Genomic DNA, 21,377 nt, shown 5'->3' with positions numbered 1-21,377 from the left:
CCCCGTAGCTCACTTCCACCCCACGATCGTGCAGCTCGGCCAGCAAAGCTCTCAGCGTCAGGTCAGGCTCGCCTTCAAGTCGGGCCACCAGCCAAGCGTGCTCTGACAGGAGGATCGGCTTGCGGTATCCGCCCATCTTGGCCGGTGCCACGCTCCCCGTCTGACGCTTGCGAGTACACCAACGCGAGACGCTCGCAGCACTCACCCCCAGCAGTGCCCCCGCCTCGCGGTTCGGAGAGCTCTCCGCCACCGCCACCACACGCTCACGAAGATCGTTCGAATAAGGTCGCGTCATCGAATGCTGACCTCCTCCCAGCCAGCATCTTGAATCACGAACCGAACCGCTTGGGAATCCCAACCGGATTCACATAAGCATGATCATGCTCTAGGTCGCCGCCGGAGCCTCCACCGATCCCGGCCAGAAGAATTGCAGCACCCCGACCTCGTGGTCGACGAAGCCGTCGTAGATCATCCTGAAGGCCACCCACACGATGACGACGAGGCCGATCCAGGCGATCCAGCGGTACCGATCGATATATTTGGCGATGAAGTTCGCCGCGAGGCCCATCAGCGCCACCGACAGCAGCAGGCCGATGATCAGGATGCCCGGATGGTCGCGCGCCGCCCCGGCGACCGCGAGCACGTTGTCGAGGCTCATCGAGACGTCGGCCAGGGCGACCGCCCAGGCTGCGCCGGCGAAGCTCTTGGCCGGCCTCAGGCCACTATGCTCGTCGCCATCGACTTCAGAAGAGCCAGCCGATTCTCCGCTGTGACGGATCTCGCGGTACATCTTCCAGGAGACCCAGAGCAGAAGCACGCCACCGGCCAGGATCAGGCCGACGATCTGCATCAGCTGCGTGACCAGCAAGGCGAAGATGATGCGCAGCACGAGAGCGGCAATGATGCCGATCAGGATCACCTGGCGCCGCTGATGAGCAGGGAGCCCGGCGGCAAGCGCGCCGACCACGATCGCATTGTCGCCGGCGAGCATGATGTCGATCATCAGCACCTGGCCGAACGCAGCGAGCGCGGCCGGTTCGCCAAGATTGGAGAAGTCATGGACGATGGCGTTCCAGATACCACCCATCCCTTGAGCGCTCGCCGACACGTTCATCAGAAATTCGAGCATCGGCGGTCCGTCCACTCCGGTTGCAGAAGATCAATCGGTCGTCCGTCGCCGGCCGAGCCTGCGAGGCCGTGATGAATGAGGCGAACGCCCCACTCGCCCTACTGGTTCATCGAGGCGAAGAAGTCCTCGTTGGTCTTCGAATCCTTCATCTTGTCGAGGAGGAACTGCATCGCGTCGACCGTGCCCATCTGCATGAGGATCCGCCGGAGCACCCACATCTTAGACAAGGTGCCCTGCTCGACGAGCAGCTCCTCCTTGCGGGTGCCGGACTTGCCGACGTCCAGCGAGGGGAAGATGCGCTTGTCGGAGACCTTGCGGTCCAGCACGATCTCGGAATTGCCGGTGCCCTTGAACTCCTCGAAGATCACCTCGTCCATCTTGGATCCGGTATCGATCAAGGCGGTGGCGATGATCGAGAGCGATCCGCCCTCCTCGATGTTGCGCGCGGCGCCGAAGAAGCGCTTCGGCCGCTGCAGCGCATTGGCGTCGACGCCGCCGGTGAGCACCTTGCCCGAGCTCGGAACGACCGTGTTGTAGGCGCGGCCCAGTCGGGTGATCGAATCGAGAAGGATGACGACGTCCTTCTTGTGCTCGACCAGTCGCTTCGCCTTCTCGATCACCATTTCGGCGACCTGGACGTGACGGCTGGCAGGCTCGTCGAAGGTCGAGGAGATCACCTCGCCCTTCACCGAGCGCTGCATGTCGGTGACTTCCTCCGGCCGCTCGTCGATCAGCAGCACGATCAGGAAGACCTCGGGATGATTGTCGGTGATCGCCTTGGCGATGTTCTGGAGCAGCACCGTCTTGCCGGTGCGCGGCGGCGCGACGATGAGTGCGCGCTGGCCCTTGCCTTGCGGCGAGATGATGTCGATCACCCGCGCCGACTTGTCCTTGACGGTCGGATCGAGGGTGTCGAGCCGAAGCTTCTCGTCGGGATAGAGCGGCGTGAGATTGTCGAAATTGACTCGGTGGCGAACCGCCTCGGGATCGTCGAAATTCACCTGGACGACGCGGACCAGCGAGAAATAGCGCTCGCCGTCCTTGGGCCCGCGAATCTCGCCTTCTATCGTGTCGCCGGTGCGCAGGCCGAACTTGCGGACCTGATTGGGCGACACATAGATGTCGTCGGGACCGGCGAGATAGTTTGAATCGGCCGATCGCAGGAAGCCGAAGCCGTCCTGCAGGACCTCGATCGTGCCCTGGCCCATGATCTCATCGCCACGTTCGGCGCGGACCTTGAGGATCGAGAACATCAGCTCCTGCTTGCGCAGCGTGGACGCGCTCTCGACGCCGAGCTCTTCAGCCATGGCGACCAGCTCGGCCGGGGTTTTTTGCTTCAAATCATTGAGATGCATTGGATATTCTCATTTTGAGAAGAGAGTCTGGGCATTGACTGCTCAGAATGTTGCGTTGTGGGGCAGCAGGATACCCGCGCGGACGGCGGGCTAACGACTGAACTCCGCGTTATGCTCCGCCCGATTTCAAGTCAAGCGAGGGTGGGAGAGCCGGCTCAGAACGGTCGTACGATGACCAGGATCACGATCAGCACGACCGCGATGCCAGGCACTTCGTTCATCATCCGAAGCGCCCGGCCGCTGACCGGCCGTACCCCGGCGGCAAGCTTGCGCCCGTAGCCGATCATCCAACCCTGATAGGCGGACAGGGCCAGCACCAGAAGGAGCTTGGCGTGAAACCACCCCTCGGTCCAGGCCTGCGTGATCCACGCCAGGCTGAGGCCCAGCAGCCAGACCGCACCGATAGCCGGCGTCAGGATGATCGCCCGAAGCTTGCGCTCGCGGTCGATCCACTTCGCTTCTTCCTCGGATCCCGCCGGCGCTTCCTGATGATAGATATAATAGCGCGGCAGCAGGAACAGGCCTGCCATCCAGAAGATCACGAAGATGATGTGCCCGGCCTTGAGCCAGGCGTAAGTGAGGGTCAACGCTGTCTCCAGCCCATCGATCAAACCCGGCCTCCGCTGGACCCGCGTATCATCGCAACCAGTCGTTCGACATGCGCGATCGGCGTTTCCTTGATGATGCCGTGGCCGAGATTGAAGATGTGCGGCCGCCCCTCGAATGTAGATAGGATATGCGCCACCGCTCTTTCAAGAGCTTCCCCGCCGGCGAGAAGCGCGAGCGGATCGAGATTGCCTTGCACGGGCAGACCGCGCGGCAGTTCGGCCGCCGCCCAGGCAGGGTCCACCGTCTCGTCCAGGCCGATGGCATCGACTTCGGTCTCGCGCGCGTAGGCAGGAAGCTTGCCGCCGGCGCCCTTGGGAAAGCCGATCACTGGAACGCCGGGATGGCGGGCCTTGAAATCGGCGACGATGCGCGCGGTAGGAGCGATCACCCAGCGCTCGAACTCGATGGGCGCCAGACTTCCCGACCAGCTGTCGAACAACTGGACGGCGTCGACCCCGGCCGAGACCTGACCCGAAAGATAGTCCACGGTCATCTCGGCGATCGCATCGACGATGGCGCCGAAGCCGACCGGATCGCGATAGGCATAATCACGCGCCGCAGCCTGCTCCCGGCTTCCCTGGCCGGCTACCATATAGGTGGCCACCGTCCAGGGACTTCCGGCAAAGCCCAGAAACGTGGTGCTTTCCGGCAGCTTCGCCGACACCTTCTCCACAGTTTGGTAAATCGGCTCCAGACGGGCCTGAACGCGCTCGAGCGAGGCCAAGGCGGTATCAACCAGAGGCGGCGACAAGCGCGGTCCCTCGCCTGCCTCGAATGCCAAATCCTGTCCCAAGGCATGAGGAACGATGAGGATGTCGGAGAAAAGGATCGCACCATCGAATCCGAAGCGGCGTATCGGCTGGAGCGTGATCTCGGCTGCGGCATCGCTGTCGAACACCAGCTCGAGAAAGCCGCCCTTGGCCGACCTAAGCGCGCGATACTCGGGCAGATAACGCCCCGCCTGCCTCATCAGCCATATCGGGATAAACCCTGAATTCCCGCCACTTAGGACGGTAAGGAGGGGCTTGTTCGCGCTCGTCATGCAGGGCGGCCGGGCTTCCTTCTCTCTATCTAATAAGAGAGATTCTAAGAGTCTGATGAGGTTAGTAGGCGTGGGCAGAGCGGGGTTTATGGCTTCGCACCGCATTTGCCAACAGCTTGACTCGTCGCAAAGGCCGGGCTTCCGCGGAGTCGCCGCTGCCATCCCCGCGATCCACAGCCTGGGGGCGATTCCTGCCCACTGTTTGCCGAGCTGTGGATGGATCGACGCGGTTCGGGGACGAATCCTTTCCTTGAACTCGCTCTCAGCCTTCCGCTAGCGATTTCCCCATGCTTTTCCACAGGCCCGATCCATGGCCCGAATCGGGCGCCCGGCGCGGTGGGATATCGGGCGCCCGGCGCGGTGGGATATGAAGCAACTGCATCTTCATCTCCTCTCGGATTCGACCGGAGAGACCCTCGACATGCTGGCCAAGGCCTGCCTCGCGCAATTCGACAATGTCGAGGCGATCCCGCATCTCTGGCCGATGGTTCGCTCGGAGGGTCATCTCGACCGGGTTCTCGACGATGTCGAGCGGCGTCCCGGACTCGTCCTCTATACCGTCGTCAATCCGATGATCCGGCGCGAGCTCGAGCAGAAATGCCGTCGGAGAGCGATTCATGCTGTCTCGGTCCTCGATCCGGTCCTCGACGCGCTCGCCGCCGTCAGCGGCGAGCAGGCGAAAGGGCGCTCCGGCCGCCAGCATGCGCTCGATGCGGCCTATTTCGCGCGGGTCGACGCGATTCAGTTCACGATCGCGCATGACGACGGGATCGGCACGGAGAATTGGGAAGAAGCGGACATCATCCTTGCCGGTGTCTCGCGCACCTCGAAGACGCCGACCAGCATCTACCTCGCCAATCGCGGCTACAAGGTAGCGAACATTCCACTTGTCCCTGAATCGCCGCCGCCTTCAGTGCTGTTCGGATTGAGGCACCCGCTCGTCGTAGGCCTCACCACCAACCCGGAGCGGCTGATCCAGATTCGCCGCAATCGCCTGCTCTCGCTCAACCAGGCGCCCGAGACCGACTATGTCGACATGGAGGCGGTCAATGCCGAGCTCGCCTTCGCGCGGCGCCTGTTCGCCGATAATGGCTGGCCCGTGATCGACGTCACTCGACGTTCGATTGAGGAGACGGCGCTGGCCATCGTCAAGCTCCACGCGGAGCGGCTGGAGCGGGCGGCCGGATGAGCAACGCGTCCCCAGAATTGCTGCTTGCATCACGCAGCGAAGCGCGCCGGAAGATGCTCGAGGCCGCCGGGATTCTGTTCCGGGCAGTCGAGTCGGACCTCGACGAGGATGAGGCGAAACACGGACTTGCAGCGGCGGGTTTCGAACCCCGCGATCTCGCCGAAATGCTCGCCGAGATGAAAGCCCTCGGTGTCTCGGAGGCCGGCGGAGCGATCGTCATCGGCGCCGATCAGGTGCTCGAGCGCGAAGATGGCTCCATGCTCAGCAAGCCCAATTCGCGCGAAGAGGCGCTTGATCAGCTTCGCTCCTTGTCCGGACGTAGCCACTGGCTTCACTCCGCGGCGGTCGCCGTTCGCGACGGAACCAGGATCTGGGGGGAGACCGAGACTGTTGTCCTCGCCGTGCGCCCGCTCGGCTCGGCCTTTCTCGAAGCCTATCTCGACGCGGAATATGAGGCGATCCGCTGGAGCGTCGGCGGTTATCGGATCGAAGGCCGCGGAGTCCAATTGTTCGACGCGATCGAGGGCAGCCACTTCGCGATATTGGGCCTGCCGCTTCTGCCGCTGCTGCGCTTCCTGCGCGACCAGGACATGCTTCCGCGCTGATGATCGTCCTCGGCCTCACCGGATCGATCGGCATGGGAAAATCCACCGTCGCTGCCATGTTCGCAGAGGAGGGCGTCCCGGTCTTCGACGCCGACGCCGTCGTGCATCGGCTGCAGGGGCCGGAGGGGATGCTCGTCGCGGAAATCGAGGCGGCCTTTCCCGGAACGACCGGGGAGCGCGGCGTCATGCGGGGCGCGCTCGCCGAGCGGGTCCTTGGCGATGGCGAGGCAATGCGTCGCCTCGAAGCCCTGGTCCACCCTGCCGTGGCTCGCGAACGGGAGGCGTTCCTCGTCGCCCATCGCGAACAGCCGCTTGTCCTTCTCGACATCCCCCTTTTGTTCGAGAAGGGCAGCTGGAGCCTTGTCGATCGCATCGTCGTCGTCTCCGCAGCGCCCGAGGTACAAAGGGCGCGAGTCCTGGCACGGCCGGGAATGACGGAAGCGAAGCTCGACCATATCCTCGCGCTGCAGATGCCGGACTCCGAGAAACGTGCGCGCGCGGACTATGTGATCCCGACTGGAGGACCGCTCGAAGAGACTCGCGACTCGGTTCGCCGCATCATCGCTTGTCTCGAGGCTCGGGCCGATTCATAGCGCTAGCTATGCGAGAGATCGTCTTCGACACCGAGACAACGGGGCTCAATCCGCACAATGGCGACCGCCTGGTCGAGATCGGCTGCGTCGAGCTCTACAACCGGGTCGAGACGGGGCGCAGCTTTCACGCCTATTTCAACCCCGGCCGGCCGATGCCCAGCGAGGCGGAAGCCGTCCACGGGCTTTCCGACCGCTTTCTCGCCGACAAGCCCCTGTTCCACGACTTGTGCGAGGATCTGCTCGAGTTCATCGGAGATTCGCCGCTCGTCGCCCACAATGCGGCATTCGATTTCGGCTTCCTCAATCACGAGCTCGGGCATTGCGGCCGACCGACCGTGTGCATGTCCAGAATGGTCGATACGATTGTCCTGGCTCGGCAGCGGTTTCCCGGCGCGAAGCACAGTCTCGATGCACTGTGCACGCGTTTCGGGGTCGATCGCTCGATCCGGATCAAGCATGGGGCATTGATTGACGCTCAACTGCTTGCCCAAGTCTATGTCGAGCTGACCGGCGGCAGGCAGATCGGCCTAGGCCTGGTCGCGGAGGTGATCGAGCCGAGAGAGAATCAGACGCTGGACCCTCGGACGCTCGAGCCCGCAATGCTCGTCGCGACCATCCGTCCGCCGCGTCCGCATGCCCCGAGCGAGGAAGAGCTCGAGCGCCATGCCGCTTTCCTGGCGAAGATGAGCGATCCGATCTGGAATCGCCTGGACAGCCGCGGTTGACGGCAGGCAAGGGGCAGGCCTAAGTCCCGCGCCGAACCCGTCGGGAGCTCAAGATGGACATCCGTGTCTCCGGTCATCAGATCGACACCGGCGAGGCGCTCCGGCAGCACGTCGACACCCGGCTGAACGGCATCGCGGACAAATATTTCTCCAGGGCCATTTCGGCGCAAGTGACGTTCGGCAAGGGCCCCTACGACCACAGCTTTACCTGCGACATCGTCGCCCATGTACCGCCGGGCGTGGTCCTGAAAGGCCACGGCGGCGCCGCCGACGCTCATGCCGCCTTCGACCAGTCGGCGGACCGCATCGAAAAGCAGCTCAGGCGCTACAAGCAGCGGCTGAAGGACCGGCATGCGCAGAGTCAGCATGCCGAGGCGGTGGCCGGCGCGATCGATGCAGGCTACACCGTGTTCGCGCCGCCCAGCGAGGATGAGGAGCCGGTGGACAATCCGCCTGTCGTGGCGGAGATGCGGGTGGACGTGCCGACGGCAAGCGTGTCCGATGCCGTCATGCTGCTCGACCTTCGGAACACCAATGCGCTGCTGTTCCGCAACGGAGGCACTGGCAGCTTCAACATGGTCTACCGGCGAGGGGACGGGACGATCGGTTGGGTGGAGCCGCAGCAAGACTGACGCGGCGCTGGCCGACATTCCGAATTCCAACCAAGGCCGCAGGGCCCTTCCGGTGCTTCGATGACTGACCTTTCAGACCTAGTGGCTGACGATGCCGTCGAGACGGGATTTGCCGCAGCCAACAAGAAGGCGCTGTTCCAGCACCTGGCGTCGGCGGCCGCCCGCCTGACCGGACTGCCGGCCAAGCGAATCCTCGCCGCGTTGAACGACCGTGAGAAGATCGGCTCCACCGGTTTCGGCGCAGGCGCGGCTATCCCGCACGGAAAGGTCGAGGGGCTGGCCGGCGTCTTCGGCTATTTCGCGCGCCTGCCGGCGCCCATCGAATTCGGCGCCGTTGACGGACTTCCCGTGGATCTGGTGTTCCTTTTGCTCTCGCCGCCCGACGCCGGCGCCGACCATCTCAAGGCACTTGCCGCCGTCAGCAGGACCTTCCGCGATCGTCAGACTCTGGCCAAGCTGCGGGGCGCCCGGTCCAAGGATGCGCTGTTCGCCCTCCTTGCCGGCGGGGAAACCCGGGATGCCGCATAGCGAGTCACGCTCGGCGAGCGGCGCCGACGCTCATTTCCGGGCGCTCGAATCGCTTTATCGCAGCGCCCCGATCAACGACCTGTTCCGCTCTGAGTTGAGCGTCGAGGAAGCGGGGCTGGCCCGCATCCGTTTCGAAATCGATCGATCGGTCTATCATGCCGCGGGTGCGGCCCATGGCACTCTCTATTTCAAGATGATGGACGATGCTGCCTTCTACGCTTGCAACTCCCTCGTCAGCGATCGTTTCCTCCTGACCACGGCCTTCAACCTGGTCTTTACCCGCCCGATTCGCGCCGGTCCGGTAACGGCGGAAGGGCGCTGGATAAGCGGCAAGCGACGCGTTTTCGTCGGCGAGGCGCGCTTGCTTGCCGAGGACGGCGAGGAAGCGGCGCGAGGCACCGGCACCTTCATGCGCTCGCACATCCCGCTTTCCAGCCTCGAGGGGTATCGATCATGAGCCCTCGGGCAATTCCCGTTTCGTGACGCAGGCCCGGCTCGTCAGCTCTATGCTGGTGGGTGCGCTGCTGCGTCGCGCACAGGCGGAGGGTGGATTCGGGACCGTCCTGGCCAAGGGCGACCCGACTGCCGGAGCGATCGGGGTGGTTCTGCTGGAGCGCGGAGAAAAGCCCTCGTTCTTCGAGCGGTTGCTGCAACCTGACGGGACGTATTCCTGGCAGCGATCGACGGGCACCGACGAAGCCGAGGTGGCGGCCGCGATCGAGCGCCGACGCCGCTTCGACCCCGACCTCTGGATCGTCGAACTGGATATCGCATCGGCCGAACGGTTCGCCGCTGAAATGAACCTGCTCGGTTGACGCTTACCGGCCGCGGCGGCTAGCCCGGCTTCGCACTTCAAGCGCAAGAGCGGGGGCTGTCCGACTCACCAAGGGGGGAGCAGGCGGCCACGCGAGTCGGGGGGCGCGGTCAGGGTGATGCTTCGCATCCGGCCCGGGATCGTCCCACCGCCCAGAATAGAGCTTCCATTGCGAGTTTCCTTCCGCACCGCGGCTGTCGCCGCGGGTGCCACTTGCCTTTGCGCGGTCGCCGGTTTCACGGCGCCTTCCTTTGCCACCGAGGTGGAGGCCGCGCCCGCAATCTCTTACCTCGCCCACGCCGATTCGGCGCTGATGGTCGACAATATCGGCCTCAACGATCTTCCCCAGCAACAGATCCCGACCGACGACGCGTTCGGCACGCAGCCCGTCGCCGTCCATGCCATGGCCCCCGCTTTGCCTTCAGCCGATAGCGAGGAAGCCCCGGCGACCGGCGCGGATCTCGAGGCCCTACCGCTCGACGCGCTCGTCGCCGAGCTGTCCGGCACCCAGACACCCGATGCCGAGACGGACTGCCTGGCGCGGGCGGTCTACTACGAATCCAAGGGCGAGCCCCTGACCGGTCAGCTCACCGTCGCCGAGGTGATCATTAATCGCGCCCGCTCAGGCCGCTTCCCGTCGACCATCTGCGGCGTCGTTCGCCAGCCTGGCCAATTCTCCTTCGTCCGCCGTGGCAGCATCCCGACGCCGCCCGCGAGCTCGCGCGACTGGCGCGTGGCGGTGGGCGTCGCCCAGGTGGCTATCCGCGGTCTGGCTGATGGCGCCGCGCCGCGCGCCCTGTTTTTCCATGCCCGTCACGTTCGTCCGGGCTGGCGCCTGACCCGCGTCGCCACCGTCGGCAATCACATTTTCTATCGCTAAGCCTCTGAAAGGGGCTTGGGCCCGCTCCCGAGTGCCCCGGGAGCGGGCCTCTTCGCGTTCGTTCGGACCGCGAACCTTTCGCCTGTTCCCGTTTCATTCTAGGCTCTGCCGATGGCCAGCCTGATCGAGTCGCGACCGGATTCCTGTTTCGCCGAACTGCCCCTGGTGGCGCAGGACGTCGCGCGCGGCGTCACGCGTCTCTTCTTCCGTTCCGAACTTTTCGCCCTGTGCGAGGTACCGCTGCCCAACGGCCGGCGGGCCGATATGATGGCGATCGGACCGCGCGGTGAGCTGGTCATCGTCGAGATCAAGGTTTCGCGTGCCGACCTGCTCGGCGACCAGAAATGGACCGACTATCTCGATTATTGCGACATTTTTTATTGGGCGGTTCCCACCGGGTTCGCGCTCGATCCATTCCAGGGCGATGGCCTTGGCAGCGACTGCGCCGGCCTGATCGTCGCAGACCGCTACGATGCGGAGATATTGCGTGAGGCACCGAGCCGGCCGCTTGCAGCGGCGCGGCGCAAGGCGGAGACGCTTCGTTTTGCCCGGCGGGCGGCCCGCCGGCTCGCCGGCGACCTGGATCCCGGTCTTGCCGGCCTTGACTGAACGCCCAGGCGCTATTGCCGCTCCAGCTCGCGCAGGATGGCGGCGGCGCGTCGGTCCTGACGGGCATAATCGAGGGCCGAATAGCCGGCGACGCTGTCGGTGAGGTTGGGGTCGCCGCCTCGGCTGCGGAGCAGCCGGACCATCGGCAGCTCGCGCGCCTGGACGGCCAGTATGAGCGCAGTCTCGCCGCGATTATTGGCCTGATTTGGGTTGGCGCCCCGCTGGAGGAGGAGCTCAGCACCCTCCACCCAGCCGAGCTGGGCGGCGAGCATCAGCGGCGTGGAGCCGTCATTGTTGGGAAGATCGGGCCTAGCCCCGCGGGCAAGCAGATAGCTCACCCAATCATAATCGCGGCCTCGGACGAGGATGTGAAGGGCACCTTCTCCCGAAGAGGCCTCGCGGGCGTTGACCACTGCCGGATTGGGATTGGCGAGCATTCCCTGAACGACATTGCCATCACGTTCCCGCACGCCCTTGAGGAAGTTGAAGCTTTCGGAGAAGTTCTGGGCAGCGACCGGCACGGCCAGGGCCGCCAGCACGGCCACCGCGAGGGCGTGAAGGTTCATCCTGCGCATCGTATTGATTTTCCCCGCATCTATTCGGCTTGATTGATGCCTCTTAGCAAAGCAAGGCTGCCCCTGTCATGAATGAAAGCGCCTCTTGCCGCCTGATCGTCCTGCTGCCCCTCCTGCTCGCCCTGGTGCTGGGCGGGTGTCGCGGCCAGACCGACGCTCCGCCCCTCGAAGGAGCGACGATGGGTGGTGCCTTCACCCTGACGGACCAGAATGGCCGCCGCGTCAGCGATACCGATTTCGCGGGCCGGTATCGGATCGTCTATTTCGGCTTTGCGAGCTGCCCTGACGTCTGTCCGGTCGACCTCCAGACGATCGGCGCCGGCCTGCGCGCGTTCGAATCGCAGGATCCGGAGCGGGCGGCGCGGGTCCAGCCCGTCTTCATCAGCGTCGATCCGGCGCGCGACACGCCGGACGTTCTGCGCGAATATGTCCGCAACTTCCATCCGCGCCTGATCGGTCTCACCGGCAGCGCCGAAACGCTTGCCGAAGTCGCGCGGCGCTATGCGGTCTATTACCGCATCGGCGAGCCGGCCAATCCGGCCGACCCGAACTCCTATCTGGTCGACCACGCCCGCATGGCGGTGCTGTACGGACCTCGGGGCGAACCGGTCGCGATCATTCCTCACGACCAGGGTCCCGAAGGCGTTGCACAAGAGCTGGACCGGTGGGTGCGATGAAGGACCGGTTCTGGGAGCTGCCGCTCGACGCACTCAACCGCCAGGAATGGGAAGCGCTGTGCGACGGCTGCGGCAAATGCTGCCTGCACAAGCTCGAAGACGAAGTCACGGGCGAGCTCTTCCCGACCAACGTTGCCTGCCGGCTGCTCGATCGCGCCACCTGCCGATGCAGCAATTACAAGCTGCGGCGCGTCTTCGTGCCCGATTGCGTTCGGCTGGACGCCGCCAGCCTGAAGGAGATCGACTGGTTGCCTTCAACCTGTGCCTATCGACGTCGCGCGGAAGGCAAGCCGCTTCCCGAATGGCATTATCTGATCTGCGGCGACCGCGAGGCCGTGCACGAGGCTGGAATGTCGGTGCGCGGATGGACGGTTTCGGAAGACGAGGCCGGCGAGCTCGAGCACCACATGGTGGATCGTGAGCTCTGATCCGTGCGTACGACCGCGGATCGGCGACGTCCCGGTAACCTTGCAGGTTTCGACGCGCGCGCGCCGACTCCGGCTCCGGGTCGATCCGCGGACCCGCGAGGTGCTGCTGACCATACCGAGTCGAACGTCGCCGCGCCGGGCGCTCGCCTGGGCCGCAGAGCATCAGAAATGGATCGAGGCCACGCTCGCCGCGATGCCGGCCCAGGCCCGGATCGATCCCGGCGAGACAATTCCCCTGTTCGGCCGACCGCACCGGATCGACTGGCAGCCCGAGCATTCCCGGCGTGTGGTCGTGGCGGATGGGGCTATCAGCCTCGGCGGTCCGGCCGAGAGCGTGGAGAGTCGGCTGTTGCGCTGGCTGAAGTCGGAAGCGCTGACCCTGCTCGAGCGGGAGACCCGGGAATTTTGCGTGGCCGGCGACCTCGAGGTGGCGCGGGTCAGTATAGGCGACCCTCGTTCGCGCTGGGGCAGCTGCTCCAGCTCAGGCAACATACGCTATAGCTGGCGCCTCATCCTGGCGCCAGACTTCGTTCGTCGCGCAACCGTCGCGCACGAAGTCGCCCACCTGGTCCATATGGACCACAGCCCCCGCTTCCACGCGCTGGTCGAGACCCTGCTCGGAGAGGACCCGAAGCCGGCGCGCCTGTGGCTGCGCCGGGAAGGGGCCGCGCTCCATCGCATCGGTGCGAGGACCTGAGCGAACCGCCGCTCTCTTCGTTCCCGTCCGCGGACAGGGCGGCGGCTCACCCTTCGGCAAGCGCTAATATATGCCTTCCCTATAGCCCTCTTCGGGCGTGCGCCGGACCGGCGGCGGGCCGCGTTCGGGCGGGCGCGGCCGCTCGAGCGCCCGGTCGAGCCATTCCCGGTCCAGCCGCGGCGGCGCGCCGTCATCCTGCTCCTCCTCCTCGATCGGCATCCCGTCGGGGTCCACTTTTCGGTCGAACGGCGGCGGCGTCTCCTCGATCGGGCTGCCATCGGCGTCGAGCATGGGGTCGTCCTGCGGCGGGGCGAACCAGAATTCCTCTGTCTGCTCGATGTGCCAATCGGGAGCGGCGGCCTCTGTGACGAAAGGCTCGGCAGGGCGGCCGGCGACCGCGCGTACCATGTAATCGTGGAAGGCGCGGGCAGGCGCCCGCCCGCCCGCCAGCCCGGGGAGGGCCCGGTTGTCGTCCCGGCCCATCCACACGCCGGTGGTGATCCCGCTCGAGAAGCCGACGAACCAGCCGTCCTTGTTCGAGGTGGTGGTCCCGGTCTTGCCCGCCGTCGGTCGACCGAGCTGGGCGGCGCGGCCGGTGCCGTGATCGACGACGCTCTGCAGCAGGTCGGTCATCTGGGCGGCGACCCACGGCTGGACGAGCACCCGGCCCTCCTCTGCCTCATGCTGGTAGAGAAGGGTGCCGTCGGCCGTGGTCACCCGCCTGATGCCATAAGGGGTCACTGCCACCCCGCCTCGTGCGACGGCGGCATAGGCCCGGGTCATGTCGATCAGTCGGACCTCGGACGAACCCAGCGCCATAGACGGGTTGGTGGCGATCCGGGTGGTAATCCCAAACCGTTGAGCCATGTCGGCCACGGCGCGTGTGCCGACGTCCTGGGCGAGGCGTACGGCGACGGTGTTGATCGAGAAGGTGAAGGCGGTCCGCAACGCGACCGGGCCGGCATAGCGGCCATTGTCATTGCGCGGGCTCCAATTGCCGATCGTGATCGGGGCATCCTGGACGGTCGAGTCGGACCGATAGCCGGATTCGAGCGCGGCGAGATAGACGAACAGCTTGAACGAGGATCCGGGCTGACGGGTCGCTTGGGTCGCGCGATTGTAGATCGACGTCGCGTAGTCCCGGCCGCCGACCATCGCGCGCACCGCCCCGTCCCGATCGAGCGAGACCAGGGCGCCTTGGGCACCGCCAGGCGCATTGGCATTGATCGTCTGGGCGGCGGCGCGCTGCATGCCGATGTCGATCGTCGTCCACACGTCGAGCGGCTGCACGGTCTCGTCGATCAGCATGTCGAGTTGCGGCAGCACCCAGTCGGTGAAGTAGCGGGTGATGTTCTGCGAGCCCCGCGGCCGCACGAACGTGACGTCCTCGGGATCGGCGGCCGCGGCTTCCGCCGCGCTGATCGTGCTGTTCTCGACCATCAGGCCCAGGACGACGCCGGCGCGGCCGCGCGCCGCCTCCATGTCTGCCGTAGGCGAATAATTGGACGGCGCCTTGACCAGGCCGGCAATGATCGCGGCCTCGGCCGTGCTGAGCTCGGTGGCGCTATGGTCGAAGAAGGTGCGGGAGGCCGCGTCGATGCCATACGCGCCGCCGCCGAAATAGACGCGATTGAGATAGAGTTCGAGGATCTGCTCCTTGGTGAAGCGCCATTCCAAAGCCAATGCCAGGATCGCTTCGCGGACCTTGCGGGCGAAGCTGCGGTCGTTGGTGAGGAAGATGTTCCGGGCGAGCTGCTGGGTGATGGTCGACCCGCCCTGGCGCCAACGTCCTTCCTGGGCGCGAACCATCAGTGCCCGGACGATGCCGATCGGATCGACGCCGGGATGGGAACGGAAACGGCGATCCTCGACGGCGACCATGGCGTCCCGCATGATGGGCGGTATCTCGTCGTGGCGCAGCCATTCGCCGAAACTCGGCCCCATCGAATGGATGATGCTGCCGTCGGCGGCGCGGACGCGGATCATCTGGCCGAGATCGTCGCGTCTGATCAGCTCAGGATAGCTGGGAAGCTGGCTCACCGCCACCGAGACGGCAACGCCGAGTGCCACGAGACCCACGACCAGCAGATAGGCCCCGATCTTGAAGCTCGCGACGAAGACCCGCTTCAGGCGGGAAGGGGGGGCGCTTGCCATCAGGGGTCAGCGATAGGGGCGGCGAGTCATGGCGGCAAGCAGAAGCGCGAGACGCCTTAACGGGCGCTTACTTCGGCGCGAGCGCCATCGAATGGCGGGGGATGGGAAGGCCGGTCCATGTCGCCGATGTGGGACCGGCCGGCGCTTGGATCAAGCGCCCGGGAAAGTCGTCTGGCGCGACATTGCCGCGCGGCGATGCTAGGGCGGAGCCGAATTCGCCCGAAGGTGCAAGACCCATGTCGGAAGCCGCCCGCCTCTCGCTTGTCGAACGCGATCCGAAACAGGATCTCAGCCTTCCGGGCTGGATCTACCGCGATCCCGAATTCTTCGGAGTCGAGATGGAGCGCGTCATCCGCCCGGCCTGGCAGATCGTATGCCACGAAAGCGAGATTGCGGAGCCGGGGGAATGGCGCAGCCTGGATTATCTCGGCGAAAGCGTCATCGTCATCCGCGGGACCGACGGGGAGATCCGGGCGTTCGCCAATGTCTGCCGGCACCGTGGCTCGCGCCTCGTCGACGGCGAGCAGGGTTGCGCACGGCGCCTTACCTGCCCCTATCACGGCTGGACCTATGCCGCCGACGGGCGGCTGATCGGCGTCCCGCACAAGGAAGATTATCGGGGGCTGGAGCCCCGGCATTGGGGCCTGCTGCCCGTCGAGCTGGACCGCTGGCACGGTTTCCTGTTCGTGCGGCTCGAGGGCGGCGGGCCAGGCGTTGCGGAGATGATGGCCCCCTACGAAGCCGAGATCGCGCCTCACCGCCTGGATGAAGTGAGGGCGCTGGGCCGGATCACGCTGCGGCCGCGGCAGGTGAACTGGAAGAACGTCGCGGACAATTATTCGGATGGGCTGCACATCCCCGTCGCCCATCCCGGACTGACCCGGCTATTCGGCGGCGACTATCGGATCGAGGCTGGCGATCATGTCGACCGGATGTCCGGGGATCTGGTCGAGCGGCCTTCGGCAAACCTCTCTGAGCGTGCCTATCAGAAGCTGCTGCCGCAGGACGCCGGGCGGAGCTGGCTCTATTTCAAGCTGTGGCCGAACCTCGCCTTCGATCTCTACCCCGACCAGATCGACTTCATGCATTTCGTGCCGGTCGGACCGACCGAGACCCTGATTCGCGAGATCAGCTACGCGCTGCCCGACCAGCGCCGCGAGATGAAGGCGGCACGCTATCTCAACTGGCGGATCAATCGCCGCGTCAACCTCGAGGACACTGCCCTGATCGCCCGGGTCCAACGCGGCATGGAATCGCGTCTTTATGTGCCGGGTCCGCTCGGCGAGAGCGAGGTCTGTCTCAGGAGCTTCGCGGCAAAGCTTCGGCGGCTGATCCCGGAGGCGCGACTGGACCGCCCACCGGCGCCGGGCTGGAGCGCCCGAAGCGCATGATCAGATAGACCGGAATTCCGGTCGCGAGCAGTACCGCGCCCCAGCCGGTCGCCTCGGCGCCGGCGCCCCACAAGGTCCAGACCGAATAGGCACCGCCGATCAGCGCGAGGACGGTGATCGGCCCCAGCTTCAGCGTCCGGCGCATGGTCAGCACGAGCGCCGTTATCGACGCCAGGAGATAGAGGACGAGCGTGGCCGCGGTGGCGAGCAGGGCCATGAACGCGAACAATTCGGTCATGCCGCGCGTGTAGTTGGCGGCGATCAGAAGGATGGTGAGCACACCGCCGAAGATCTGGCCGCGCACGGGAATGCCGCGCCGGTTCACCTTGCGGAAGAAGCCCGGGAAGATGCCACGACGGGCGAGCGTCAGCGGAACCTCCGCCTGGAGGAAGACCCAGCCGTTGAGGGCGCCCAGGCAGCTGATCGCAGCGAACAGGACGACGAGGCTGGCCGCCCACGGCCCCCAGAACAGGCCGATCAGGTCGGCGAACGGCGCATTGGAGCGAGCGGCAGTTTCCGCCGGAAGAAGCAGGAAGACGGCGCCGGAGGCGGCGACATAGAAGAGTCCGGCGATGAGTGTGCCCAGCAGGGTGGTCAGTGGGACATTGCGTTCCGGGTCGCGCACCTTGCCCGCCGGCACGGTCGCCGATTCGAATCCCAGCATCGCCCACAGGGTCAGGGCCGCGGCTCCGGCCACCCCACCGGGAGAGATCGAGACTTGCGCGGCTTGAGCCGGCTCGCCGCCACCGCCGATGACGAGCAAGGCGATCACGACCGCGGCCACGAGCGGCAGGACCTTGAGAAAGCTGGTGACGACCTGGACCGATCCGGTCGCGCGCACGCCGCCGCACGAAACGGCGATGAACAGGATCACGAAGCCGATGGCCGCGAGGGCGGGAGCGCCGCTCACCGCGAAGGTGGCGGGAGAAAGCGTGCTGAGATAGCTGACGGCGGCGATCGACAAGGCGGCATTGGTGACCCAGAGCGAGATCCAGTAGGCCCACATGACGAAAAAGGCGGCCGGCGCGCCGAGCCCGATCCGGACATAGTCATAGGGCCCGGCGGCATCGGGGAGGGCTCGAGCCAGTGCAGCCAGCACGGCGGCGAGGCACAGGGATCCGCTGATCGTCACTCCCCAGCCGACGAGCGCGTTGAGGCCGTAAGGCGCGAGCGCGGCCGGCAGCAGGAAGATGCCCGAACCGATCATGTTGCCGACGACCAGCGCCAGGCACATCCAGAAACCGAGCAACGGCCGGGTCGAGCCGGGTTCGTCCGTCGGCAGTGCGGAAGGGAGCGGCATCGCGCCGATTGATGCGCCGGTGTGCCGCCTTGGTCAAATCATCCGGCGCGCCTGACAGGCATGCCGGCGCCGGTCAGAACGGAACGTCGTCGTCGAGATCGCTATCGAAAGCCGGCTGCGGCCGAGAGGCAGGCCGCGATCCGCTGCTGCCGGTGCTGCTGCTGCCCCCACCGAAGTCGCTGGAGCCGCCATAGCCGCCGCCGAAATCGTCGCCACCGCCGCCGCCGTCGCGGCGGCCGAGCAGGACCAGCTCGCCGCGGAAGCGCTGGAGGACGACTTCGGTCGAATAGCGGTCCTGCCCGGACTGGTCGGTCCACTTGCGGGTCTGGAGCTGCCCCTCGAGATAGACCTGAGAACCCTTGCGCAGATACTGCTTGGCGACGCGGCCGAGATTTTCGTTGAAGATGACGACACGGTGCCATTCCGTCCGCTCCTGGCGGTTGCCGTCCCGGTCCTTCCACTGCTCCGACGTGGCAACGCGTAGATTGACCACCTCACCGCCATTGTTGAGCGAGCGGGCCTCGGGGTCGTCGCCGAGATTGCCGACCAGGATAACCTTGTTCACGCCCGCCATTTTCGTCTCCTTCGCTGGAGCACCGGCATAGAAAAGAACGACCCTCCCGCCAAGCTTGACGACAAGTCGGTTCCAGCGCGGCGCCGGGCCCAGGCTGCCGACTGTCGGCACGCCCACTGCTCAACCCAAGCAGAGCTTGATGGATTGAACATATCCGGAACAAGCTTGGCCTGCAAGCGTCAGGCTCCTGTCATTCGGCGAGGGCGGGTACGGGGCGGCGCGAGCGCCGGAAACCTAGCACCAGCAGGAGGATCGTGACGGCCTGGGCAGCCAGCGTCTCGACCGTCGGGTACAGACCCAGAATCGGGCTGCGCGGCAGCCCGTCGAGCGGCGTCACCCCGATCATCCCCGCCTCCTGAAGCGCGGCGAAGCCCTTCCCCGCCAGCACGACGGCAATGACCGCGATCAGAGCCGAACTGTACTGGAAGAATTTCGTGATCGGGAGGCGGCGGCCGAATCGCAACATTGCCCAGGCGATCACGGCCAGCAGCACCGCCGCGACTGCGATTCCGCCGATCATCGCGCCATTCTCTCCCTGCGCACCGATCGCCGCAAAGAAGATGATCGTCTCGAACACCTCACGATAGACGGCAATGAAGGAGAGGCCGAAAAGCAGCCACAGGGAACCCCGGCCAAGGGCGCGGTCGAGCTTGTCCTTCACATAGGCCTGCCACGCCCCCGCCTGGGCCTTGTCGTGCATCCAGATGCCGACGAACAGGAGAATGATCGCGGCCAGCACCGAGCCGAAGCCTTCGGTCAGCTCGCGGTTGGCGCCGCTGATCGTGATCAGATGCGTCGCAATCCACCAGGTGGCGACGCCGGCGACGAGCGCCGCAATCCAGCCGGCATGGACCCAGCGAAGCAGGTCGCGGCGCTCGGCCCGCACGAGGAATGTGATCATCGCGATGACGATGAGCAGGGCCTCGAGACCTTCGCGAAGCAGGATCGCGAACGCGCCGAGGAAGGTGGAGGTCGCGCTCGCCGCGTCGGGCGAGACGGCGGCCTCGGCCTGCTCGAACAGCGTCTGCAGGCGGCCGATGCGCTCGGCAACCTCGTTCTCCGGCACCCCTCGGCTGATCGCGGCACGAAGCGCGCCCATTTCGCGCTCGACCTCGACGACGAGATTGCCGTCGCGGGCGCCGAGCAGGGCCTCGACCGGCTCGAAGCCTTCGAGATAGGCGGCAAGGGCGTGCTCGGCGGCGCGTTGGCGCTCCCCAGCCCGATAGGCTTCAAGGCTGCGCGCGAGCAGGTCGCGTCCTAATCCCAGAGTCCCGGCGCCGGCGCTCTCCACCAGGACTGAAGGATTGGCCCGAAGATAGGCCATCACAGCCGTCGCCTTGTCTTCCCCGATCTTGGCGGACAAGGCGGCCGGAGTCAGCGACACCAGGGCCTGGAGATCCGGCACTTCCGAACGGACGCCCGCTTCCGACCGCCAGATACGCTCTCCCTCGACCGCCAGCCCGGGGGGATAGGCGAAACGGCCGGCGTGGAAGGCAAGCGCCCAGCGGTCCGCCTCGGGAAGATGGGCGAAGCTCTGCATCGCCGTTTCCTCCAGCCCCTGGCTGGTCACCTGATAGAGCGCGAAAAGGCTGCGATCCCGGGCCCGGCTGCGATCGGTGAAGTCGATCGGCGGCGGATCCATCTGCGCGGCGGCGGGAACCCGCGCAGAGCCGTCCGAGCCGTGGCAGGCGACACACTGCTCCGCATAGACCGCTTGCCCCCGCGCGAGATCGGGGACGGCCGTTGGCGCGAGCGGTACCGGATAGGCGGCGAGAAGATCGCCGGCGAGGGCGCGGGCATCCCGTTCGACTTCGGGCGGCGGCGCGCGGCGGGTCACCGCCGCCTGCAGCGCGCGGGCCCTCGCGATCAGGTCCGGCTGGGCTTGGTGTTGCGGCAGGGCGGCGAGGCGCTCGACCACGGTCGCGGTGAATTCCAGCATCTCGTCATATTCGAGCTGGCTGATGATCTGCCCGTTCTCGACCGCGCCGCGATAGTCGACCGCGATATAATCGAGCAGCCGCCACGTGGTCTGAACCGCCGCGTCGTCGGCGCGCGCGACGGAGGGGAAGGCCATGGCCGCCACCAGCAACAGGCAGAGCCAGAGGCTCCCGACTCCACGCAACCGATCGGACATGATTCCCCGCAAGAAGATTGGCACGTCAGCGGACTAACCAAGCTGCGAGTGATTATCAATAGCGCGATCAGACGCTCGGATAGCGCAACCTGCCGAGGAAGCGACTGAGCGACGGCAGTCGCTCGCGCGTGCCGCGCCAGCTTGCCTTCAACCTCTCGAACCGCATGACGTCGTCGATACGCCGGCTCAGAAAGGCGCGAGTTTCGGCCAGGTCCTCCGCCTGATCGTCCAGGAAGACGAGCGTGGTCGAACCATAGACGCCGACGAGGATGGCCCGTTTGCTATAGTGGTTCAGGTCCGTGGCCGTATCGCCGGCGACACGCCAGATCCGGTCGGCCGAGCGCCACGCCAGTCGAGCCGAATCCGCCAGATTCTGCGGGAGCGAGAGGATGGCGAGCGAGCGCCGGAGCGCTTCGCGATGCGCCTTCAGCGCGTCGAAGCGAAACAGGATGAGCTCCCGGATACGGTCGCGAATCTTCATCGCGGCGATGCGCTCCGGCGGAAAGGCCTCCAGCATCGCTTTGTCTATCCAGTCGAACCAGGCATCGATCATCTGTGCCTGACCGCCCGGAAAGGCGAGGCGCGCCCGATCGGCAGGAATTCCTAGCTGAGCCGCGGCCATGGCGAGCGCCTCTTCGGTCCAGCCGTCGAAGGCGGCGTGTTCCGGAAGAAGCGGGGCGAGCGCGGCGCGCAACTCGTCCAGGTTCATGTCGGCGGGCGCGATCATGGGACGTCAA

The 21,377-nt window shown here is 65.9% G+C and carries 24 protein-coding genes and 1 pseudogene; 14 read left to right on the top strand and 11 right to left on the bottom strand.

All coding sequences use genetic code 11. The annotated features are described in order from the left end of the window. The 5 genes and pseudogenes from DDE10_RS11980 to hemE form a co-directional block, all read right to left on the bottom strand. Positions 1-295, bottom strand: a pseudogene (locus DDE10_RS11980) (IS630 family transposase); the annotation flags it as partial. 90 nt (positions 296-385) lie between these two features. Beyond that, positions 386-1,129, bottom strand: coding sequence for a TerC family protein (locus tag DDE10_RS11975; protein WP_114952991.1), 744 nt, complete (start codon positions 1,127-1,129; stop codon positions 386-388). Positions 1,130-1,227: 98 nt separating this feature from the next. Next, on the bottom strand, positions 1,228-2,484 hold the full coding sequence (gene rho / locus DDE10_RS11970; protein WP_114952990.1) for a transcription termination factor Rho: 1,257 nt from the start codon (positions 2,482-2,484) through the stop codon (positions 1,228-1,230). A gap of 155 nt (positions 2,485-2,639) precedes the next feature. Next, positions 2,640-3,083, bottom strand: a complete 444-nt coding sequence (locus DDE10_RS11965) for a CopD family protein (RefSeq protein ID WP_114953026.1) — start codon at positions 3,081-3,083, stop codon at positions 2,640-2,642. An 8-nt stretch (positions 3,084-3,091) separates the two neighbouring features. Beyond that, on the bottom strand, positions 3,092-4,135 hold the full coding sequence (hemE, locus tag DDE10_RS11960; protein WP_114952989.1) for a uroporphyrinogen decarboxylase: 1,044 nt from the start codon (positions 4,133-4,135) through the stop codon (positions 3,092-3,094). Between the two features lie 367 nt (positions 4,136-4,502). On the opposite strand from hemE, the gene DDE10_RS11955 reads away from it, so the two are divergent. From DDE10_RS11955 to DDE10_RS11910, 10 genes are all read left to right on the top strand, one after another. Next, a complete protein-coding gene (locus DDE10_RS11955) occupies positions 4,503-5,324 on the top strand; it encodes a pyruvate, water dikinase regulatory protein (RefSeq protein WP_114952988.1) in 822 nt (273 codons plus the stop codon). Next, positions 5,321-5,929, top strand: a complete 609-nt coding sequence (locus tag DDE10_RS11950; RefSeq protein ID WP_114952987.1) for a Maf family protein — start codon at positions 5,321-5,323, stop codon at positions 5,927-5,929. Before DDE10_RS11955 ends, DDE10_RS11950 begins: the two co-directional genes overlap by 4 nt. Continuing rightward, positions 5,929-6,522 (top strand): dephospho-CoA kinase, encoded by a 594-nt coding sequence (gene coaE, locus DDE10_RS11945; RefSeq protein ID WP_114952986.1) that lies wholly within the window; start codon positions 5,929-5,931, stop codon positions 6,520-6,522. Before DDE10_RS11950 ends, coaE begins: the two co-directional genes overlap by 1 nt. A gap of 8 nt (positions 6,523-6,530) precedes the next feature. Continuing rightward, on the top strand, positions 6,531-7,247 hold the full coding sequence (dnaQ, locus tag DDE10_RS11940; RefSeq protein ID WP_114952985.1) for a DNA polymerase III subunit epsilon: 717 nt from the start codon (positions 6,531-6,533) through the stop codon (positions 7,245-7,247). Positions 7,248-7,300: 53 nt separating this feature from the next. Further along, complete coding sequence (gene hpf / locus DDE10_RS11935; protein ID WP_114952984.1) at positions 7,301-7,879, top strand: ribosome hibernation-promoting factor, HPF/YfiA family; 579 nt, start codon at positions 7,301-7,303, stop codon at positions 7,877-7,879. A 60-nt stretch (positions 7,880-7,939) separates the two neighbouring features. Further along, positions 7,940-8,407, top strand: a complete 468-nt coding sequence (locus DDE10_RS11930; RefSeq protein ID WP_114952983.1) for a PTS sugar transporter subunit IIA — start codon at positions 7,940-7,942, stop codon at positions 8,405-8,407. After that, positions 8,397-8,864: a PaaI family thioesterase gene (locus DDE10_RS11925; RefSeq protein ID WP_284734615.1), complete on the top strand. Its 468-nt coding sequence runs from the start codon at positions 8,397-8,399 to the stop codon at positions 8,862-8,864. The genes DDE10_RS11930 and DDE10_RS11925 overlap by 11 nt, the downstream gene beginning before the upstream one ends. 22 nt (positions 8,865-8,886) lie before the next feature. After that, positions 8,887-9,222, top strand: a complete 336-nt coding sequence (locus DDE10_RS11920; protein ID WP_432653729.1) for a DUF1491 family protein — start codon at positions 8,887-8,889, stop codon at positions 9,220-9,222. Between the two features lie 168 nt (positions 9,223-9,390). Then, positions 9,391-10,101: a cell wall hydrolase gene (locus DDE10_RS11915; RefSeq protein WP_284734614.1), complete on the top strand. Its 711-nt coding sequence runs from the start codon at positions 9,391-9,393 to the stop codon at positions 10,099-10,101. A gap of 111 nt (positions 10,102-10,212) precedes the next feature. After that, positions 10,213-10,710 (top strand): MmcB family DNA repair protein, encoded by a 498-nt coding sequence (locus tag DDE10_RS11910; protein WP_114952980.1) that lies wholly within the window; start codon positions 10,213-10,215, stop codon positions 10,708-10,710. 11 nt (positions 10,711-10,721) lie between these two features. Here DDE10_RS11910 and DDE10_RS11905 read toward each other — a convergent pair whose 3' ends face one another. Further along, on the bottom strand, positions 10,722-11,285 hold the full coding sequence (locus DDE10_RS11905) for an ankyrin repeat domain-containing protein (protein ID WP_114952979.1): 564 nt from the start codon (positions 11,283-11,285) through the stop codon (positions 10,722-10,724). Positions 11,286-11,353: 68 nt separating this feature from the next. Between DDE10_RS11905 and DDE10_RS11900 the strand changes: the two genes are divergently transcribed. Genes DDE10_RS11900 through DDE10_RS11890 form a run of 3 tightly spaced genes read left to right on the top strand, consistent with a single transcriptional unit; the run spans position 11,354 to position 13,087 of the window. Next, the gene (locus tag DDE10_RS11900; RefSeq protein WP_114952978.1) at positions 11,354-11,962 is read left to right on the top strand and encodes an SCO family protein; all 609 of its coding nucleotides are present in this window, start codon (positions 11,354-11,356) and stop codon (positions 11,960-11,962) included. Beyond that, positions 11,959-12,390: a YcgN family cysteine cluster protein gene (locus tag DDE10_RS11895; RefSeq protein ID WP_114952977.1), complete on the top strand. Its 432-nt coding sequence runs from the start codon at positions 11,959-11,961 to the stop codon at positions 12,388-12,390. Before DDE10_RS11900 ends, DDE10_RS11895 begins: the two co-directional genes overlap by 4 nt. Beyond that, on the top strand, positions 12,380-13,087 hold the full coding sequence (locus tag DDE10_RS11890; RefSeq protein WP_284734613.1) for a M48 family metallopeptidase: 708 nt from the start codon (positions 12,380-12,382) through the stop codon (positions 13,085-13,087). The genes DDE10_RS11895 and DDE10_RS11890 overlap by 11 nt, the downstream gene beginning before the upstream one ends. 63 nt (positions 13,088-13,150) lie before the next feature. Here the strand turns inward: DDE10_RS11890 and DDE10_RS11885 are convergent, their stop codons facing one another. After that, entirely contained in the window at positions 13,151-15,241 is a 2,091-nt protein-coding gene (locus tag DDE10_RS11885; RefSeq protein WP_114952975.1) for a transglycosylase domain-containing protein, read from the bottom strand. A 236-nt stretch (positions 15,242-15,477) separates the two neighbouring features. Here DDE10_RS11885 and DDE10_RS11880 point away from each other — a divergent pair, with 236 nt between their 5' ends. Beyond that, positions 15,478-16,632, top strand: a complete 1,155-nt coding sequence (locus DDE10_RS11880; protein WP_114952974.1) for an aromatic ring-hydroxylating oxygenase subunit alpha — start codon at positions 15,478-15,480, stop codon at positions 16,630-16,632. On the opposite strand, the gene DDE10_RS11875 is transcribed toward DDE10_RS11880, so the two are convergent. The 4 genes from DDE10_RS11875 to DDE10_RS11860 all read right to left on the bottom strand — a co-directional run bounded on the left by DDE10_RS11875 (position 16,541) and on the right by DDE10_RS11860 (position 21,367). Next, positions 16,541-17,932 carry an amino acid permease gene (locus tag DDE10_RS11875; RefSeq protein ID WP_114952973.1) on the bottom strand — a complete coding sequence of 464 codons (1,392 nt, stop codon included), beginning with the start codon at positions 17,930-17,932 and terminating at the stop codon, positions 16,541-16,543. The genes DDE10_RS11880 and DDE10_RS11875 overlap by 92 nt on opposite strands. Before the next feature lie 73 nt (positions 17,933-18,005). Further along, positions 18,006-18,506 carry a single-stranded DNA-binding protein gene (gene ssb, locus DDE10_RS11870; RefSeq protein ID WP_114952972.1) on the bottom strand — a complete coding sequence of 167 codons (501 nt, stop codon included), beginning with the start codon at positions 18,504-18,506 and terminating at the stop codon, positions 18,006-18,008. Positions 18,507-18,696: 190 nt separating this feature from the next. Continuing rightward, positions 18,697-20,640, bottom strand: a complete 1,944-nt coding sequence (locus DDE10_RS11865; RefSeq protein WP_114952971.1) for a cytochrome c/FTR1 family iron permease — start codon at positions 20,638-20,640, stop codon at positions 18,697-18,699. 67 nt (positions 20,641-20,707) lie between these two features. Continuing rightward, entirely contained in the window at positions 20,708-21,367 is a 660-nt protein-coding gene (locus tag DDE10_RS11860; RefSeq protein ID WP_284734612.1) for a COQ9 family protein, read from the bottom strand. Positions 21,368-21,377: the final 10 nt, after the last annotated feature.

Origin of the sequence: Sphingosinicella terrae, assembly GCF_003347635.1 — a bacterium.
GTDB lineage: Bacteria > Pseudomonadota > Alphaproteobacteria > Sphingomonadales > Sphingomonadaceae > Allosphingosinicella > Allosphingosinicella terrae.
The sequence above is the reverse complement of the archived record's forward strand: the minus strand, read 5'-3'. Positions and strand labels throughout refer to the sequence as shown.